Origin of the sequence: Pseudomonas sp. 5C2 (genome assembly GCF_034314155.1) — a bacterium.
Lineage (GTDB): Bacteria > Pseudomonadota > Gammaproteobacteria > Pseudomonadales > Pseudomonadaceae > Aquipseudomonas.
Map to the genome: position 1 here is coordinate 2,220,339 of NZ_JAVIWH010000002.1, position 18,442 is coordinate 2,238,780.

17 protein-coding genes are annotated in these 18,442 nt (G+C 56.1%); 12 read left to right on the top strand and 5 right to left on the bottom strand.

The window, feature by feature from the left end:
- The first annotated feature begins 13 nt into the window (after positions 1-13).
- The 6 genes from RGU44_RS10920 (at position 14) to RGU44_RS10945 (ending at position 6,983) form a co-directional block, all read left to right on the top strand.
- Positions 14-1,468 carry a hypothetical protein gene (locus RGU44_RS10920; protein WP_322217091.1) on the top strand — a complete coding sequence of 485 codons (1,455 nt, stop codon included), beginning with the start codon at positions 14-16 and terminating at the stop codon, positions 1,466-1,468.
- Positions 1,407-2,552, top strand: a complete 1,146-nt coding sequence (locus RGU44_RS10925) for a glycosyltransferase family 1 protein (protein WP_322217094.1) — start codon at positions 1,407-1,409, stop codon at positions 2,550-2,552. The genes RGU44_RS10920 and RGU44_RS10925 overlap by 62 nt, the downstream gene beginning before the upstream one ends.
- A 183-nt stretch (positions 2,553-2,735) precedes the next feature.
- Positions 2,736-3,953, top strand: a complete 1,218-nt coding sequence (locus tag RGU44_RS10930) for a glycosyltransferase family 4 protein (RefSeq protein WP_322178378.1) — start codon at positions 2,736-2,738, stop codon at positions 3,951-3,953.
- Between the two features lie 13 nt (positions 3,954-3,966).
- Positions 3,967-5,376 (top strand): undecaprenyl-phosphate glucose phosphotransferase, encoded by a 1,410-nt coding sequence (locus RGU44_RS10935; protein WP_322178377.1) that lies wholly within the window; start codon positions 3,967-3,969, stop codon positions 5,374-5,376.
- Positions 5,377-5,521: 145 nt separating this feature from the next.
- Positions 5,522-6,598, top strand: coding sequence for a polysaccharide biosynthesis/export family protein (locus RGU44_RS10940; protein WP_322178376.1), 1,077 nt, complete (start codon positions 5,522-5,524; stop codon positions 6,596-6,598).
- Positions 6,599-6,785: 187 nt separating this feature from the next.
- On the top strand, positions 6,786-6,983 hold the full coding sequence (locus tag RGU44_RS10945; RefSeq protein ID WP_322183150.1) for a transposase: 198 nt from the start codon (positions 6,786-6,788) through the stop codon (positions 6,981-6,983).
- 284 nt (positions 6,984-7,267) lie between these two features.
- Here RGU44_RS10945 and RGU44_RS10950 read toward each other — a convergent pair whose 3' ends face one another.
- A complete protein-coding gene (locus RGU44_RS10950; RefSeq protein WP_322178375.1) occupies positions 7,268-8,167 on the bottom strand; it encodes a LysR family transcriptional regulator in 900 nt (299 codons plus the stop codon).
- Between the two features lie 306 nt (positions 8,168-8,473).
- On the opposite strand from RGU44_RS10950, the gene RGU44_RS10955 reads away from it, so the two are divergent.
- Together RGU44_RS10955 and ssuE are read left to right on the top strand one after the other, a co-directional pair.
- Complete coding sequence (locus tag RGU44_RS10955) at positions 8,474-9,082, top strand: NIPSNAP family protein (RefSeq protein ID WP_322178374.1); 609 nt, start codon at positions 8,474-8,476, stop codon at positions 9,080-9,082.
- 406 nt (positions 9,083-9,488) lie between these two features.
- A complete protein-coding gene (gene ssuE, locus RGU44_RS10960) occupies positions 9,489-10,070 on the top strand; it encodes an NADPH-dependent FMN reductase (protein WP_219061349.1) in 582 nt (193 codons plus the stop codon).
- Positions 10,071-10,077: 7 nt separating this feature from the next.
- On the opposite strand, the gene RGU44_RS10965 is transcribed toward ssuE, so the two are convergent.
- Positions 10,078-10,344 (bottom strand): hypothetical protein, encoded by a 267-nt coding sequence (locus tag RGU44_RS10965; RefSeq protein ID WP_322217096.1) that lies wholly within the window; start codon positions 10,342-10,344, stop codon positions 10,078-10,080.
- Positions 10,345-10,488: 144 nt separating this feature from the next.
- Positions 10,489-11,400 (bottom strand): LysR family transcriptional regulator, encoded by a 912-nt coding sequence (locus tag RGU44_RS10970; protein WP_322217098.1) that lies wholly within the window; start codon positions 11,398-11,400, stop codon positions 10,489-10,491.
- A 126-nt stretch (positions 11,401-11,526) separates the two neighbouring features.
- Here RGU44_RS10970 and RGU44_RS10975 point away from each other — a divergent pair, with 126 nt between their 5' ends.
- The 4 genes from RGU44_RS10975 to RGU44_RS10990 all read left to right on the top strand — a co-directional run bounded on the left by RGU44_RS10975 (position 11,527) and on the right by RGU44_RS10990 (position 15,600).
- A complete protein-coding gene (locus tag RGU44_RS10975) occupies positions 11,527-12,228 on the top strand; it encodes a CoA transferase subunit A (RefSeq protein ID WP_322178371.1) in 702 nt (233 codons plus the stop codon).
- A gap of 75 nt (positions 12,229-12,303) precedes the next feature.
- Positions 12,304-12,960, top strand: coding sequence for a CoA transferase subunit B (locus tag RGU44_RS10980; protein ID WP_322178370.1), 657 nt, complete (start codon positions 12,304-12,306; stop codon positions 12,958-12,960).
- 177 nt (positions 12,961-13,137) lie between these two features.
- Positions 13,138-14,556 (top strand): short-chain fatty acid transporter, encoded by a 1,419-nt coding sequence (locus RGU44_RS10985; RefSeq protein WP_322217099.1) that lies wholly within the window; start codon positions 13,138-13,140, stop codon positions 14,554-14,556.
- Positions 14,557-14,736: 180 nt separating this feature from the next.
- Positions 14,737-15,600 carry a LysR family transcriptional regulator gene (locus RGU44_RS10990; RefSeq protein ID WP_322178368.1) on the top strand — a complete coding sequence of 288 codons (864 nt, stop codon included), beginning with the start codon at positions 14,737-14,739 and terminating at the stop codon, positions 15,598-15,600.
- On the opposite strand, the gene RGU44_RS10995 is transcribed toward RGU44_RS10990, so the two are convergent.
- Both RGU44_RS10995 and ccoN read right to left on the bottom strand, forming a co-directional pair.
- Positions 15,601-16,731 (bottom strand): HPP family protein, encoded by a 1,131-nt coding sequence (locus tag RGU44_RS10995; RefSeq protein WP_322217102.1) that lies wholly within the window; start codon positions 16,729-16,731, stop codon positions 15,601-15,603.
- A gap of 119 nt (positions 16,732-16,850) precedes the next feature.
- A complete protein-coding gene (ccoN, locus tag RGU44_RS11000; protein WP_322178366.1) occupies positions 16,851-18,287 on the bottom strand; it encodes a cytochrome-c oxidase, cbb3-type subunit I in 1,437 nt (478 codons plus the stop codon).
- Positions 18,288-18,442: the final 155 nt, after the last annotated feature.

The following is an 18,442-nucleotide window of genomic DNA, read 5'->3' on the forward strand; positions in this document are numbered from 1 at the left end:
ACTGAGACGAAACATGCTCACTCCTAATCTAACCACGTCACGCCAGCAACTGACGTTATTTCTCACGAGCCTGTTTCTCAGCATCGCAGCCATGGGTGATGAATCGTTCATCGTTGGCGTTGGTACTCACCTGCTCAATAAAAACGACTCATCGGCCAGCGCCATGAAATTGATCAGCGACGCTGGGATCGACTCGGTACGTGACGAAGCCTATTGGTCGACGGCTGAACCCCGGCGTGGCCAGTTACATATCGACCCGGCCTGGAAAGACTGGTTGAGCAAAGCGCACGAACATCGATTAGGACCGCTGTTGGTACTGGGTTATGGCAACCCGTTTTACGCCAACAATGCAAAACCCCGCGAGCCGCAAGTCAGGGCAGCCTTCGGCAACTATGCAAGTTTCGTCACTAGGAAGTTGAGGGGCCGCGTCGATTTTTTCGAAATATGGAATGAGTGGGACTCAGAGAACCCGGCCGATGCGGGTTCCTCAGCCGATTACATCGCCTTGATTAATGAAACTGTGCAGCGTATTCGAGAGCAAAACCATCCTGTAAAAATTCTGGCGGGCGCTATCACCAGCAGAGGAATCGACTTGGGATTCGCTGATCGTTTACTCGAAGCGGATGTGCTGTCCAAAGTGGATGGCCTGTCACTGCATCCGTCTGTGTATTGCCGGAATGTCGAGCGCCATACCCCGGAACACTGGATTGCCTGGCTGCGCGAGGTGGATGCAAATTTCAGGTCGATTGCGGGCAAACCAGTGCCTTTGTACCTGACTGAAATGGGCTGGCCCAGCAACGAAGGTAAGTGCGGCGTGGATGAAAAAACCCAGGCTGCGTACCTCGCCCGCAGCTTCTTTCTGGTGCGTACCGTGCCGGATATCAAGGGCATGTGGTGGTATGACCTCCTCAATGACGGCGAAGACCGCAGCGATCTGAAACAGAATTTCGGCCTGCTGGAGCAAGACATGACGATCAAGCCGGCCTACCTGACCCTCAAGGCAATCAGTCCAACGTTACGCGAATACAGTTATGAGCCGGAAAAAAGCCGAGTGGAAGGCTCGACTTACCTCCTGCGTTTCTCCAAAGGCCCGGAACAGATACTGGTGGCCTGGAGCGCAGGCGAGAACCCGCAGCAGATACACATAGATGCCAGCAGCGCGCAGCGTGGCAATGTACAGATCATTGACACCGGCGAGCCCGAAAAGGGCCGTTTCGACAGCGGTATTGCCTGGCAATGCGACGACAGTCGCTGCTCGGCACTGCTCCCTATAACCGGTTTTCCTAAAATCATCAGCCTGGGCATCAAACCTCCGCTCTTTAGCCCGGTAAATTGCGCGCCCTTACAGCCATGGCCGGCAACTGACCCTATTTTTACCCTTCAAACTTCCCCTCAGGTCGCCTCCGATGATTGTGATCAATGCTCGTTTTCTCACTCAGGAACTGCGCGGTGTGCAACGGTTCGCTGAGCAGACCTGTCTGGCGCTCAAGCAGATGCGAGACGACGTGGTCTTTGTTGCCCCTCATGGCATTAAAATGCACGAAAGCGCCAAGGCGCTAGAGGTGCAATGCATTGGCCGCAATAGCGGTCACCTCTGGGAACAACTGGACCTGCCGCTGTATCTGCGTCGCCAGGGCAACCCATTGCTAGTGTCACTGTGCAGCACTGCGCCGCTGATGTATGGGAACCAGATTGCCACCCACCACGACATCACTTACGTACGTCACCCGGAAAGCTACACCCGCGCATTTCGTACCCTGTATCGGGTGATGACCCCCATCCTGCTGATGCGGATCAAAGCGCTGTTGACCGTGAGCAATTTTTCGAAAGGGGAAATTTCACAGTTCTATAACTACCCCGAGAGCAAGATTTTCGTAGTACCCAATGCGGTCAGCGACGACTTTCAACCGGGGCCGCCACTCACCAACAAGCAGAACTACCTGCTGGCGGTGTCTTCACCCAGTGCGCACAAAAACTTCAGTCGCATGATCGAAGCATTCCTGACATTGCGTACTCAAGAGGATCTGCAATTGCACATTGTCGGTGCCGCGAGCGAAATCTTCTCTGACCCTAGCCTGCAACGTCTGGCCAGCAGCGATCCCCGCATCCACTTTCTCGGCAGGCTCAGCGACACCGAGCTGATAGCACAATATCAGGGCGCAACAGCTTTCGTATTCCCCTCACTGTATGAGGGCTTCGGCATCCCGCCGCTGGAAGCACAGGCCTGTGGTTGCCCGGTACTGGCAGCCAATGCCGCATCGATTCCCGAGGTGCTGCAAGCCAGCGCGCTGTACTTCGACCCCCTGGACGTCGGCCATATTGCCTCGGCCATGGAGCGCATTCTTACCGATATTTCATTACGTCAATCTCTGCGCCGTCGCGGCTTGAACAACGTGACACGGTTTTCCTGGGAGGACTCGGCCCGCCGCGTTTCCCAACGCATCGATGCCGTGCTCACGCAACCCAGCGCCCCAGAACTGCCCCGGCACACGGCGACGAAGCAGGCTGTTAACGAGAGCATTCCTGCGAAATCGTCTTCCAGTAAGTCTTGAAGTATTCCTATTGCTGCTATGGCTGGGTGCGATCAGTCATTCGCGGAATCTGTTGCGCCCATCAGTGTTGATGCTGTGTCGAACTGCCTTTTATCAAACTCGGTACGCGCCTTAACAATCGTCACACCAAGACGCAGCCTGCCCGAGTCTGAACCCGGGCGTGTGCACACATGAGAAAATCCAATGAAAATTGCTATCGTCCATGACTGGCTGGTGACCTACGCTGGCGCCGAGCGCGTGCTCGCTGCGCTGATAAAGGCTTGGCCGGAGGCTGATCTGTTCTCGGTGATCGATTTTCTCAGCGATCAGGATCGCGCCCATTTGGGTGGCAAGAAGGCTCAGACTACGTTCATCCAGAATCTGCCAAAAGCCAAAACCCATTATCAGAAATACTTGCCCTTGATGCCGCTGGCCATCGAGCAACTGGATCTGTCCGGTTATGACCTGATCATTTCCAGTAGCCACGCCGTGGCCAAAGGGGTGCTGAGCGGCCCCGATCAGTTGCACATCAGCTATGTCCATTCGCCGATCCGCTACGCCTGGGACTTGCAACACCAGTACCTGCACGAAGCCGGCCTGAACAAAGGCTTCAAAGGCAAGCTTGCGCGGATAGTTCTGCATTACATACGCATGTGGGATCAACGCACCGCCGCCGGGGTCGATGACTTTATCGCCAACTCGTATTTCATTGGTCGGCGCATCTCCAAAGCCTATCGCCGCGAATCGACAGTGATCTACCCACCGGTGGACACCTTGGGGTTCACCCTGCAAGAAACCAAACAGGAGTACTACCTGACGGCCTCGCGCATGGTGCCTTACAAGCGCATGCCGATGATCATCGAAGCTTTCGCGGCAATGCCGGACAAACGTCTGATCGTGATCGGCGATGGTCCAGAAATGGCAAAAGCACGCGCCATCCACGCGCCGAACGTGACCCTGCTGGGTTATCAACCGTTTGCCGTGTTGCTCGAACACATGCGCAACGCCAAGGCCTTTGTCTTTGCCGCCGAGGAAGACTTCGGCATCAGCCCGGTAGAAGCGCAAGCCTGTGGCACCCCTGTGATCGCCTATGCCAAGGGTGGCGTGCTTGAAACCATCTGTGGCCTCGACCATCCCATGCCGACCGGCGTGTTCTATCACCAGCAGACGGTATCCGCACTGGTGGCGGCCATCGGCGAATTCGAAAACGCCAAGCCCCGGATCAGCGCCCAGTCCTGTCGCACCAACGCCGAGCGTTTTTCCTGCGAGCGCTTCGAGCAAGAGATCAAAAACTTCGTCGAAGCACGCTTGAGCGCCGCGCACACCTCGCGCCATCCTCGGCCAGCGAGCGCAGCGGTATCTACTCCGCCAGTGGCCGTCGCCGATCACCACGCACGTGTAGTTCCGATCAAATCACTCTGAACGAGCACAGGTCATGAGCACACAATTTCGTGGCATTTTGCATGCTAACCAATCCCTGCTATCCGTCGCCCACCGCTTGCTTGATCTAACCGTCATCGTGCTCTGCGGCTATTGGCTGAACCGGGTCGAAGGCTCACCCATGGGCGCCGAGCCGTGGATCCTGATCATGCTTTCGGTGCTGGTCTTCCACTGGATCGGCGAGTATCACCAGCTCTATGGCTCTTGGCGCGGAGAACGCATTCTGCGTGAACTGACCAAAATCTTCAGTTATTGGTCGACGACGTTCGTCATCCTGCTGACGGTGAACTACCTGCTGTTTAACCACGTCAGTGTGCCGGACAACGGCCAAATGGCCTGGTTCGCGCTGGTGCTGGTGACGCTGTGCAGTTATCGACTATTGATCCGCAGCCTGTTGCACAACTTGCGGCGGCGAGGCTTTAACACTCGCCGCGTGGCTATTGTCGGTACGGGGCAATGTGGTGAACGCTTGGCCACCTCGATTTCCAGCGCCCCCTGGATGGGCATGGATCTGCTCGGTTTCTACGATGAGGAGCCTCAGCAGATGGACCTCACCGTCGTTGGCCGAAGAGTGCCGGTACTGGGCAATCTGGAGCAGTTGATCAACGATGCTCGTGAAGGTCGCGTTGACAAGATTTACATCACCCTTGCACTCGGTCAGCCACACCTGTGCGAGTTGGTCAAAGGCTTGAGCGACACCACCGCATCGGTGTACCTGATTCCGGATATGTTCATGTTCGAGCTGCTGCACGCACGCAGTGAGAGCATCAACGGCCTGGCCAGTATCAGCATTTTCGATTCCCCCATGGACGGCGCCTCGCGCGTGGTCAAACGCGTGGAAGACATCGTGCTGTCCAGCCTGATTCTGTTGATGATCGCCTTACCCCTGGTATTGATTGCAATCGCAATCAAGCTCACATCCCCCGGCCCCGTACTGTTTCGACAGCGTCGTTATGGACTGGATGGACGGCCAATCATGGTCTGGAAGTTTCGCAGCATGAGCGTGCAGGAAAACGGCGATAACGTCCGTCAGGCCACGCGCAATGACGCACGAATCACACCCCTCGGCGCTTTCCTGCGTCGCACCTCACTTGACGAGCTGCCGCAATTTTTCAACGTGTTGCGCGGTGACATGTCCATCGTCGGCCCACGGCCTCATGCGGTGGCGCACAACGAGCAATACCGCAAGCAAGTCAGCGGTTACATGCTGCGGCACAAGGTCAAACCGGGAATCACCGGCTGGGCGCAGATCAATGGCTGGCGTGGCGAAACGGACACGCTGGACAAGATGCAGAAACGCGTCGAATTCGACCTTGAATACATCGAACACTGGTCAATCTGGCTGGACATAAAAATCATTCTGTTGACCCTGTTCAAAGGCTTTCTCAACAAAAACGCATTTTAAATAAATCATCTATCTTTTGTATAACCAGGCTCGTTGAGGAGGCGAACCGGGGCGTGCACGACTGCAATAACGCGGTACCGGTGTTGGTAAGGGAAGCAATGAAATCACTGTGGTGCACCGTGCACCTTTCGGAAGGATAAAATATATGAAGCGAACCCTAGCTGTTGTGCTGCTTTCCAGCCTGATTTTGCAAGGCTGCGCATTTGCTCCCGGGCAGCATATGACGCCAGATGAAGTCGAAGACAATGGACCGGACGAACCTAAAGTCCACCTCGTGGCCATTACGCCCAAGAGCGTGCAGCAACAACATATCTCAACCAAAACCTCAGTGCTGCCGCCGGAGCTGGTGAACTACCGTACTCCCGAATACGTGGTCGGTGCAGGTGACACTTTATTGGTGACCGTCTTCGAACACCCCGAGTTGACAGCCCCGGGTTCCCTGGACCAGCTCGATGCCAACAGTCGGGAAGTGCTGAGCGACGGAACGGTGTTCTTTCCCTATGTCGGCAAGATCCAGGCCGCGGGCAAGACCGTCGCACAGATACGCGAACAGTTGAGGATGGGCTTGCTGCCGCAATACACCGAGGTCAAAGTCGACGTCAAAGTCTATCGTTACAACAGCCAGCGCATCGTGCTGTCAGGTGCGTTCAAGAATCCTGGAACGCAACCGATCACCAACATCCCGCTGAGTCTGGTGCAGGCCATCAGCGCTGCCGGGGTGGACCTGACCGACGCCAACCTGGCGGGGTTGACCCTCAGTCGTGACGGTAAGGAGTACGTGCTCGATATCGACGCACTCAACCGCAAAGGTTCGCAACTGAGCAAAATCCTCCTCAAGAATGGCGACTACCTGCACTTGAACAGCAACTCGCAGAACAAGATCTATGTGCTGGGTGAAGTCATGCGCCCGCAAGTGATCTCTTTCGGCACAACCAGCGTGACGCTGATGGAAGCCCTTGGCAATTCCGGTGGCCTCAGCCCGGACTCTGCCGACGGCAATGCGGTCTACGTGATTCGCGCTGCGGATAACGATGGCCAGGGCGCAACGGTCTACCACCTCAACGCAACAAAACCGACCTCCTATGTGCTGGCACGTCAATTTGAACTTGAGGCACAGGATGTGGTGTTCGTCGGTCCGGCCAATATCACCCGTTGGAACCGCTTCATCAGCAACTTGCTGCCATCGGCCAGCGTAGTCGCTACTGGCACCGCCTTCAAATAACTGAACCGCACTACAACCCTCCCCGCCTTCGCCGAATGCGGGGTTTTTTTTGCCTGCGATTTGGCGGCTGACGACTGTTGCGTAAGGGGGCAGCGAACACACCTTCCGAACCCGGTCGATAAGGACGATGGTGTCCGCGTATTTTGATCTGACCCCCTGAATATTGGACATCAACATTGAGGGGGTCATGAAAAAGTACACAGAACAGGCGAAATTGTCGGTTGTTGAAGATTACTGTTCGGGGTGCAGGTCACAGAGAGGTCGCGCAGCCCAAGCGCATGACGTTTGCCAAGCGCAGCAGCTGAATCCGCAGCAGGCCAGTTTGCTTGATGACCTGATCGATACCGAGACCACAGCACTTGAAGCAGAGCTTCAAGCGCTGTAATCCATCAGTGGCTGTACGAAATCGAAAGTGAAGTCCGAGACCTGGAACCGGATTTACGGCGCCGAATACGACAAGAAAAACCGTACCGGTGATATATATGCTGCATGCCTGGATAGTCGCCCAGCGGGCAAGTGGAATCGACCAATTGCTGGCGCAATAAGTGGCGACCGGTTTCTCTGCTCAAGGCTTGATGCCCGTGCGCATACTAACAATGCGTGTGTGTGTGTGTGTGTGTGTGTGTGTGTGTGTGAAGCCTTCACTTGCAAGACCCATTGAGCCGACGTTTAACGCTGACCTAAAGTTTCCATCATATATTCGACAAAACAGCGCAATTTTGATGTCATCCGATGGTCCGCTGCGTAAAGCAGGTGGATGGGGCGGGCAGGCCCCTCGTAAGTGGGGAGTATTCGAACTAAGTGGCCCGATGCGAGGTCGGCCGCAAGGGCACGCTCGTAACCGATCAAGATGCCAAAGCCGTCGCACGCGGCTACGTGCAGTGCTTCCCAGTCATTGATCTGCAAGCGGCCGCGCACCGGCACCTCCGTAATCTGTCCATCCTGCTGAAAATGCCAATTCCGACTGAGGTCGGATACCCAAGGGGCGAAGCCCAGGCACTCGTGGTCGATGAGATCCGACGGCAGTTGTGGCGTACCGTGCGCAAGCAGGTACGCCGGAGATGCACACGCTACAAGACGATAGGTACGCAACGGCCGTGCAATAAGCGCGAGATTTTTTTGCAGCGGACCGAGACGCACGACAGCTTCATAGCCTTCTTCGACCGGATCGATTAGGCGATCTGATAATGTCAGCTCAACGTCAACATCGGGATAGCGATTAAGAAACTGCGTGACCACCGGCATCAACCCGTGGCGTCCAAAAGTAACAGGGGCATTGACGCGCAAACGACCTTGCGGCCTGGCATGCGAAGACTGCGCCAGCATGTCGGCGGCTTCCACTTCGGAAAGGACCGAATGGCATCGGTCCAGATAAAGCCGGCCAAATACCGTCAAGCTTTGCTTCCGGGTCGTCCGATTTAATAACCGAGTTTCCACCCGTTGTTCAAGCGCCTCGATATGTTTAGCCACCATCTGTGGCGACATATTGAGCTTTTCCGCTGCGGCAGCGAAGGACCCATAGCGAACCGTTTGGACAAACACCGTCATGCTTGTCAGTCGATCAAGCATTAACAACCACCCGTTGTTAAAAAAACAAATGTACACCCATTTATCGAGTATCTAACGGCAATTATCCTCATCGTGTGTCACTGGATTGGCAAAAATCCAGTGAAGGTACCCATCGTTCGAACGTCATCAGCGCGCTGGCCATTGAGTGGTGGGAGTCTTCATTCGGCTTACTTGCCGATGACTCATCCAAACGATTGCCATCTGCCCTGGCTAATGCGACATGAGTGTCAAACGCCCCTCCTCTGTCGTCGTGCCCACGATGAACCCTAGGCGGGGTCTTGTTGATTTGAATAGTCGAGATATCGCATGTTTTATGAACTCACAACACTAAGTTGTCCACCGCTCACAGAGGGCGCCGTCGCGACTGCCGCGTGCGCGTGGATGGCGCAAGGGCCTGGCCAATTACTCGGTGTCTGGCGCTCAGAGATTGGCGACCTTTTCCAAGTTAAACTCCTGCGCGGGTTTGACACTGCGGATGCTCTTGAAGACGAACGTCGCCGAGCGCTGATGGTGAAAGCGCCTTTCGGGATCACTGATCCCGCCATCCGATTGAACACGGAAAGCTATATGCGGTTTCCGTTCTTGGCGGATATTTCCCCCGCGGCGTTTGGAAATTTTTATGAATTCAGGACGTATTTTCTTAAGCCGGGAGGTCTCACACCTACGCTAGCCAGTTGGGAGGATGCTCTTGCGCCGACAAATGAATATACCTCTCATCTAGTGCTGAATATGTACGCGCTTGATGGGCCGCCGCGCATCACCCACATCTGGGGGTTTTCCAGTTTGGAAGAGCGCGGTGTGCTAAGAGCGCGTCATTATGCTGAAGGCCTTTGGCCGCCCAAGGGTGCACCTCAGCAAATTGCCAGAGCGACAACAATGATATGCATACCAGAACCTTACTCGCCTCTGCGCTGAAGGAGTGTGCAAGGCGTCCGATTAGCTGCATCAGCTAAGGCAGCTCGTCGGATCATATCTTCCAATAGTTCACATCTGCCCTGTCCTCAGGCTGGAAGGTGGCCTATCCGTTATAAGTCGGCTACGTCGAATATTGGACGCGGTCGATGTCCCAAGTCCCATATCCCCAGCTAGGTGAAGGTGTATTGGCTGGACGCTTAAACTGTTGCCACAGAAACAGCGAACCAACAGTTACGTGCCTATTGTGCAGTCATAACGACACACGGGCGCGTCATATATTTCTATAAAATCGTTTATTTTCAAAACGTTAGATAATTATTCGATGCTGGCATGCATGCTGCTTTGTACTGGGTAACAGACCGAAGCCATCACCATGGCGGGTGACATTGACCCAAGGAAGTACAACATGTTGGTAGTTTCTCTCTCAGGCAGCCCTGCCCTGAAATCCCGCTCCGGCGTGGTCTTGGAACACGCGCGTCATTGGCTGCAAGCCCACGATGTGAACGTCCAGGCCCTGAAAATTCGAGACTTTGCGGCGGAAGACCTGCTCTACGCGCACTTCGACAGCCCGCAGGTCATCGACTTTATCGAAGCGGTCAAACAGGCCGATGGCCTGTTAATCGGTACACCTGTGTACAAGGCGTCATTTTCCGGCGCACTGAAAACCCTGCTCGATCTGCTGCCCGAGCGTTCGTTGCACGGCAAGGTTGTTCTGCCTCTGGCCACCGGTGGCAGCATCGCGCACATGCTAGCGGTGGACTACGCCCTGAAACCGGTGCTCTCGGCGCTCAAGTGCCAGGAAGTACTACACGGCATCTTCGCCATCGATACCCAGATCAGCTACAGCAACAACGAACAGGGTGGCGAACTCGACGATATCCTCACCGAGCGTCTGCATGAAGGATTGGAACATTTCCATCATGGATTACTGCGAAGGGTCCAGGCCCGGCACTCGCTGGCCGGCGGCCATTTGAAGCTGGCGCTGTGAACCCCCGTCAACCCTGACGATCAGGGTGAGCGACACCCTGCGCTGCATTCATCTCGCCGCGGTTGTCGAATTCATGGACGATCTGTTGCGAGTGGGTCAATTGGGCTTTTTTGGTCTGGTATTCATCAAACGACAACCCGCGACGGTTCAAGTCTTCAAGCGCCAGTTCGCGAGTCTCTTCGGCGGTGTAGGGACGCAGCTCAGGAGCGTGGCTGGCACATCCTGAGAGAACGGCAGCGGTGAGCAACAGGGCAAGGGTCAATAGGCGATTCATGGGCGTGTTCACAGGGTTCTTTTCGGAATGAGTCAAGGCTACTCGCCACCTAGGCCGAGTAGAAATCATCACGCTCGATAGTCGCTATCGATTCTCCTGTGTTCTCCACTCGTCCTCAGAAAGCCCGCCCACCCAAACATTCCTCTAGTGAAGTCGGGGCATTCCCGAGACTTGCTCCTGCGCACACCCAATCAACACCTCTCGCAAGGCCTGGGCCGCCGTCGACAATGTGTGATCAGCCAGCATCATCAAGCCGATGCGCCGTTCAATACGCGGCTCGATCAGCGCGATGCAATGCGCGCCCAGCTCGCGCATTTGCTGCACGCACAACGACGGTACCGCGCTGACCCCGAGCCCATTAGCGACCATACGGCCAATAGTCGCCAACTGATGACTTTCAAACGCGACCGACAGCTTGCCATGCTGCGCCTGCAGGGCTTGCTCCAGCAACAAACGCACGGCGGATGGCCGCTGCAGTGCGATGAAGTCTTCCTGCAACAGCTCACTCCAGGTCACTTCCTCGCGTTCGGCCAACGGCGAATCCATAGGCACCACGGCCACGAAACGGTCCATATAAAACGGGGTAAACAGCAGCGAATTGCTCGATTCCGGCTCAAAACCGATACCCAACTCCACCCGACGATGACGAACCATCTCAAGCACTTGCTCATTGATCACGTCATGCACCGCGACGTTGACCCGTGGGTAGCGATCACGAAACACCTTGAGTGCGCTCGGCAGCCAGTTACCGGCGAATGACGGCATCGCCGCGATCGATACTTTGCCCAACTGCAAGGTGAAGCGCTGGCGCAGCAACTCTTCGGTGTTGTCCCAATCCGCCAACAACTGACGCGCCAGCGGTAACAGGGTTTCGCCCTCCGGTGTGAGGCTGACGCTGCGCGTCGTGCGACTGAACAGCGGCCCGCCAAGGTCCTCTTCCAGACTTTTGATGGTCAGGCTCAACGCTGGCTGGGAAAGATGCAGGCGCTCCCCTGCCTGGGCGAAGCTCAGGCATTGCGACACGGCGAGAAAAGCCCTGAGCTGTTTGACGTTCATCTATTTAGTTTTCTTATCAATCCATCAGAAAAACAAAATTAACAAATCATTACAGGCAAGGGAAGATGCACTGAACGCTCTCCGACAGCCTGCTTGTCGGTCAACAACTACAAAAGGCGGATCATTATGGCTGGGCTCGACAAACGAGTGGCAACGTACGAAGAAGCGCTGGATGGGCTAACCGATAACATGACGGTCTTGTCCGGTGGTTTCGGTCTGTGTGGCATCCCTGAAAACCTGATCGCGGAAATAAAGCGCCGTGGCGTCAAAGGCCTTACGGTTGTTTCCAACAATTGCGGCGTCGACGGCTTTGGTCTCGGTGTGCTGCTCGAAGACCACCAGATCCGCAAAATGGTAGCGTCTTATGTTGGCGAGAACGCGCTGTTCGAACGCCAGCTGCTCAGCGGCGAGCTGGAAGTCGAACTGACCCCGCAAGGCACTCTGGCCGAAAAACTTCGCGCAGGCGGCGCCGGCATCCCCGCGTTTTACACCGCCACCGGCTACGGGACTCCCGTCGCTGAAGGCAAGGAAACCCGCGAGTTCAATGGACGTCACGTGATCCTTGAAGAAGCGATCACCGGCGATTTTGCTATCGTCAAAGGCTGGAAAGCCGACCATTTCGGCAACGTGGTGTACCGCAACACGGCGCAGAACTTTAACCCGGTCGTCGCCACCGCTGGCAGAGTCACCGTGGTCGAAGTCGAAGAAATCGTCGAGCCAGGCGAACTGCTGCCCAGCGAGATTCACACCCCGGGTATCTATGTTGATCGCGTGATCCTGGGCACCTTCGAGAAACGCATCGAACAGCGCACCGTCAAGAAGGCCTAAGGCCGTTCTTTCGCTGCACTCAAAGAGTCTTCTCGCCCAGAACACTCTCGTTCCGAACAATAAGAGAACCTGACCATGGCACTTTCCCGCGAACAAATGGCACAGCGCGTCGCACGCGAACTGAAAGATGGTTTTTACGTCAATCTCGGCATTGGCATTCCGACCCTGGTCGCCAACTACGTGCCCACCGATATCGACGTGATGCTGCAGTCGGAAAACGGCCTGCTCGGCATGGGTGAGTTTCCGACCGAAGAAACCATCGATGCCGACATGATCAACGCAGGCAAACAAACAGTGACCGCCCGCAAAGGCGCATCGATTTTCTCCTCGGCTGAATCTTTCGCCATGATCCGTGGCGGTCATGTGGACCTCACCGTGCTGGGTGCTTTCGAAGTTGACGTCGAGGGCAACATTGCCTCCTGGATGATCCCCGGCAAGCTGGTCAAAGGCATGGGTGGCGCGATGGACCTGGTGGCCGGTGCCGACAACATCATCGTCACCATGACCCACGCCTCCAAAGACGGTGAATCCAAACTGCTGGCGCGTTGCAGCCTGCCGCTGACCGGCGCCGGTTGCATCCGCAAAGTGCTGACCGACCTCGCTTACCTGGAAATCGCCGACGGCGCATTCATCCTGCGCGAACGCGCGCCGGGGGTCAGCATCGAAGAAATCATCGCCAAGACCGCTGGCAAACTGATCGTGCCGGACGATGTCGTGGAAATGAGTTTCTGATCCTTTTGTGGTGATAGCCAAGAGGTCACCAAACGACGCCTCCACGCTGTGCCATTCTGCCCCTTCAGTACTTGAAGGGGTTTGTTGTTTTGTAGCTTCACCGCTTTGCGCGTGCTCTAACAAAAACGGGCTACACCCTTAGCCCCTCAATAATAAATTCAAAAAAAGGTAGGACCCATGGCCGCCCATATCGAAGACAGCCGCTATGCCCGCTTTGCCCTGCGTTGCGCCAATTGGGCCGAACGCTGGTTCCCTGACTCCTGGGTATTTGCCGTGTTGGCCGTGGTTATCGTGGCCGTTGCGACCATGGCCATGGGCGCCAAACCGACTGAGGCCGCCACCGCGTTTGGCGACGGTTTCTGGAGTCTGATTCCATTCACCATGCAGATGGCTTTCGTGGTGATCGGTGGTTACGTGGTCGCCAGCTCACCACCTGCGGTACGCTTGATCGACCGCTTGGCGCGTATCCCGAAGAACGGGCGCTCGGCGGTGGCCTGGGTAGCGTTGATCTCCATGGTCGCCTCTTTGCTTAACTGGGGCTTGTCGCTGGTATTTGGCGGTCTGCTGGTTCGCGCGCTGGCGCGGCGCACCGATTTGCGCATGGACTACCGTGCCGCCGGCGCGGCTGCTTACCTGGGCCTGGGTGCGGTGTGGGCGTTAGGCCTTTCGTCTTCGGCCGCGCAACTGCAAGCCAACCCGGCCAGCCTGCCACCGTCGATTCTGGCGATTACCGGCATGATCCCCTTCACCCAAACCATCTTCCTTTGGCAGTCAGGCGTGATGTTGGCGATCCTGATCGTGGTCTCTCTGGTCATCGCCTACGCCACCGCGCCCGGCCCTTCCAGCGCCAAGGATGCAGCGGCCTGCGGTGTCGACCCGAGTTTCAGCCTGCCGGCAATGCCCAAGCGCTCACGTCCTGGCGAGTGGCTTGAGTACAGCCCGATACTGATCATCCTGTTAGTGCTGCTGGCTGCTGGCTGGTTGTTCCATGAGTTTTCGACCAAACCGGCGATCACCGCCATCTCCGGGCTGAACACTTATAACTTCCTGTTCATCATGACCGGTGCCCTGCTGCACTGGCGCCCGCGCAGCTTCCTGGATGCGGTGTCTCGCGCGGTGCCAACCACCACCGGCGTATTGATCCAGTTCCCGCTCTACGGTTCGATTGCGGCACTGATGACCACGGTCAAAGGCAGCGATGCGCAGACCCTGGCCCACCACATTTCGACCTTCTTCACCCAGGTCGCCTCGCACGATACTTACGCGTTGCTGATGGGCGTGTACTCGGCGGTGCTGGGCTTCTTCATTCCGTCAGGTGGTGGTAAGTGGATCATCGAAGCGCCTTACGTGATGCAAGTTGCCAATGACCTGAAATATCACCTGGGCTGGGCGGTGCAGATCTACAACGCAGCCGAAGCCCTGCCGAACCTGATCAACCCGTTCTACATGCTGCCGCTGCTGGGCGTTCTGGGCCTGAAGGCGCGTGACCTGATTGGCTTCTCATTTGTACAGTTGCTGGTCCATGCGCCTCTGGTGCTGTTCATGCTGTGGGCGTTGGGCACCACGCTGACGTATCTACCGCCGGTCATGCCATAAACCATTGGCCGCTTCTTACCGATGCAAGAGGTGGCCTTCTTAGCGGTTCCTCCACCATCGAGATAATCCTTCCGATTGAGTTAGCCAAGGTTTCCAGCGTGCTCTGGCATTTTTATTGATGACTCCCTACACCTGGCGGATGTCTCTACAATCAGGCCCTCTGATTTGAAGTGAACCCACATGGACATCGACCTGGCTCGAACCTTTGTAGAGATCGCGCGGTATGGCAGTCTTGTCGCTGCCGCCGAACGACTTCATGTTACGCAGACGGCCATTACGGCCCGCGTGCAGAAACTTGAGAGTCATCTCAACTGCACGCTGTTCATCCGCAACCGGGCCGGCGCTAAATTGACGGCTGATGGCGAAGCGTTCGTCGCGTATGCCAATCAACTGGTGCAGACCTGGGAAGCGGCGCGTCGGGACCTTCCTCTGCCTGAAGGCTACCGCAATGTGCTGCACATCGGGGGTGAAGTCAGTTTGTGCAACCCGCTGATGCTGAGCTGGGTGCAACAGCTACGCGAAAAAATCCCGACCCACGCCTTGCGCGCAGAGATAGGGGACGGCAAGCAACTGTTGCAACAACTTGAACTGGGTGTACTGGATGCCGCGCTGGTCTATCAGCCAACCTACTGGCCGGGCCTGCAAGTCGAGCAACTGCTGGAAGAGAAACTGATTCAGGTGCGCCTGACATCCAACCCGGAGCCCTACGTGTATGTCGACTGGGGCGATGACTTCCGCAAGCAACACGATGCGGCGCTTCCAGACCAGGCCAAAGCGGCGATCGGCTTCAACCTGGGGCCATTGGCGCTGCACTACATTCTTGAAAATGGCGGTGCCGGTTACTTCCGTACCCGGGTGGTCCAGAGTTATCTGGACAGCGGCGTATTCGAGCGCGTGCCAAAGGCGCCAGAGTTCACCTACCCCACCTATCTGGTCTATTCGCGTGATCGTGACTCGGCGGTATTGCAGTCGGCTTTCGAGCTGTTACGAAACATCGTCAAAGCAGACAGTGATTGGTCGCAACGCTGGGACCCAATCATCTAGTCATCCAAGGTGCATGATCAAATCCCGATGAAGCGCTGCAATCAGATCGGTCTGGGTCACGATGCCGACCAGCTCTCCCTTCTCGATGACGGGCAAGCAGTGCAGCCCCGATCCTGATAACAGCGGAATCAGTTCGACGACATGTGCATTACCGCTCACACACGTTACTGGGCGGGTCATCACGTGCTCCAGCACCCTTCCGCGGCGCAGGCCCAATCGGCCCAATACCCCCAATCGTCTGGTATTGCGCGAATGCCCAAGCAAATCAATCAAGCTGACAATGCCGACAAGGCGCCGCTCCTTATCCAGAACAGGTAACGTCTTGAGGTGTTGCGAGGTCAGCATATTCAGCGCCTGCTCGACCGGCGTGTCCGGGGTGGCACACTGTAAATCGCGCGACATGATCTGAGACGCCGTGATATCCCCCATGCTGCGCCGTAACGCATATTTTTCAGTGGCACGCACGATGTCTTCGAGCTCTTCACGTGTCACATCGACAAACTCACCGATGTCGGCCAACGCCAGATCCAGGTCTGCAGAGGTGATGCCGACGCGCTCCTCTGGGGCTGGATCGTCGGTAGCGCGTACAGCCGTCACAACGTGCAGTTTGGGATAACGTACTCCGGTGATGTTGTTGTAGAGCAAGGCCGCAACCAACAGGCAAATCGCATTGAGCATGACCGGGTAGAACACCTGAAGGCCCATCCCCGAGAGTTCGGTATCCGCCAATACCAGGCATAGGGCCAAGGCCGCCCCAGGGGGGTGCAAGCAACGCAACACACACATCGCGCCCAACGACAGGCCAACGGCCAAGGCGGCGCTTTCCAGCGAATAGCCGACATAATGGGTGACAATCAACGCCACCGCTGTTGAGGTCAGATAGCCGCCAATGACCGGCCAGGGTTGCGCCAGTGCCCCCGAAGACACGGCAAACAGGATAACGGCCGACGCCGCCACCGGCCCCATCAAATGCAATTCGACTGAACTGCCAAAGACTGCGCGACAGATCATCGTGCTGACCAGCAACCCGAGAAAACTTCCGACACTCGCTCTCAACCATTCTTTGGGACGTGTGTTTAATGTCGCCGGCGTAAAACGAGCAAGCCAACCCATAAAGCGATAACGCTGCATAATCAAAACCAGAATTAAAAAGGCGCACCCAAACAAATGGATGAGCCTCGTATCAGGGCGACGATACTAAAAAAAATTCATCCCAGGACAGGGAAGCGCTTCACATCTCTTGTCGTCAATCAAGCCACGGCCACAATCGGTGATTGGACGTTGCGCTCGCCTGCTCGCACAGTGCGCCAGGTGTTGTAGGCCATCAGCAGCATCCCGCCAGCGAAGGTCGAGCCGCCGATAAGTCGCACAACGTAGCCTGGGTGACTGGCTTGTAGCGTTTCGACGAAGGAGTAAGTCAATGTCCCGTCATCGTTGATCGCACGCCACATCAAACCCTGAGTGATGCCATTGACCCACATCGACGCGATGTACAAAACGGTACCGATGGTCGCCAGCCAGAAGTGCACGTTGATCAGCCCCACGCTATGCATGTGTTCGCGGCCATACAGTTTGGGGATCATGTGGTACAGCGTCCCGATGCTGATCATGGCAACCCAGCCGAGCGCGCCAGCGTGTACGTGGCCAATGGTCCAGTCGGTGTAATGGGAAAGCGCATTGACGGTTTTGATCGCCATCATCGGCCCTTCAAAGGTCGACATGCCGTAGAACGCCAGGGACACGACAAGGAATCGCAAAATCGGGTCAGTACGCAACTTATGCCACGCCCCCGACAGGGTCATCATGCCGTTGATCATGCCGCCCCAGCTTGGCGCCAGCAGAATCATCGACATCGCCATGCCCAGCGACTGAGCCCAGTCGGGCAGTGCGGTGTAGTGCAAATGGTGCGGACCCGCCCAGATGTACAGAGTGATGATTGACCAGAAGTGCACGATGGATAACCGATAGGAGTAAATCGGCCGCGCGGCCTGTTTCGGCACGAAGTAATACATCATGCCCAAAAAGCCGACAGACAAAATAAAGCCCACAACGCTATGGCCATACCACCACTGGACCATTGCATCGGTCGCGCCGGAATAGACCGAATAGGACTTTAGCAAACTGACCGGAACCGAAAGGTGATTGATCACATGCACCATGCCTGTCACCACGATGAAGGCACCGTAAAACCAGTTACCGACATAAATATGTTTAACGGTGCGGCGGGCGATAGTGCCGAAAAATAAATAGGCATACGCCACCCAGACGACGGCCACCGCTATCGCAATTGGCCATTCCATTTCGGCGTATTCCTTGGACGTGGTATAGCCCAAGGGGTACGTGATCAGCAGGGCAACGATAATGGCTTGCCAGCCCCAGAATACAAAGTTGGCCAACCTGTCGGATATCAACCGAACCCGACTGGTGCGCTGAACCACATACAATGACGTTGCAAATAATGCACCGCCACCAAATGCAAAAATCACCAGATTAGTATGGACAGGCCGCAAGCGGCCAAACGTGGTCCATGGCATATTCAAGTTCAGCTCCGGCCAGACTAACTGTGCGGCCAGAATCACGCCCATCCCCATGCCAAGGATCCCCCAGAACAGGGTCATTAACGTGAAGCGGCGAACAACGTCGTAATTATAGGAAGCGTTGATATCGGGAGCGGTTACACGGGCCATAATTATTCCATTACAAGCACACTGAGTGACTCACACTGATCGCCGAAAAAAAGACACATGTGTGCCTTGAATCCAAGCGTCAGAACTCAATGAAGCAAGCACTCGAGACAGCGGGGATGGAGACAGTAAACCGTGAGCGCCCGCAGTGTGCCGAT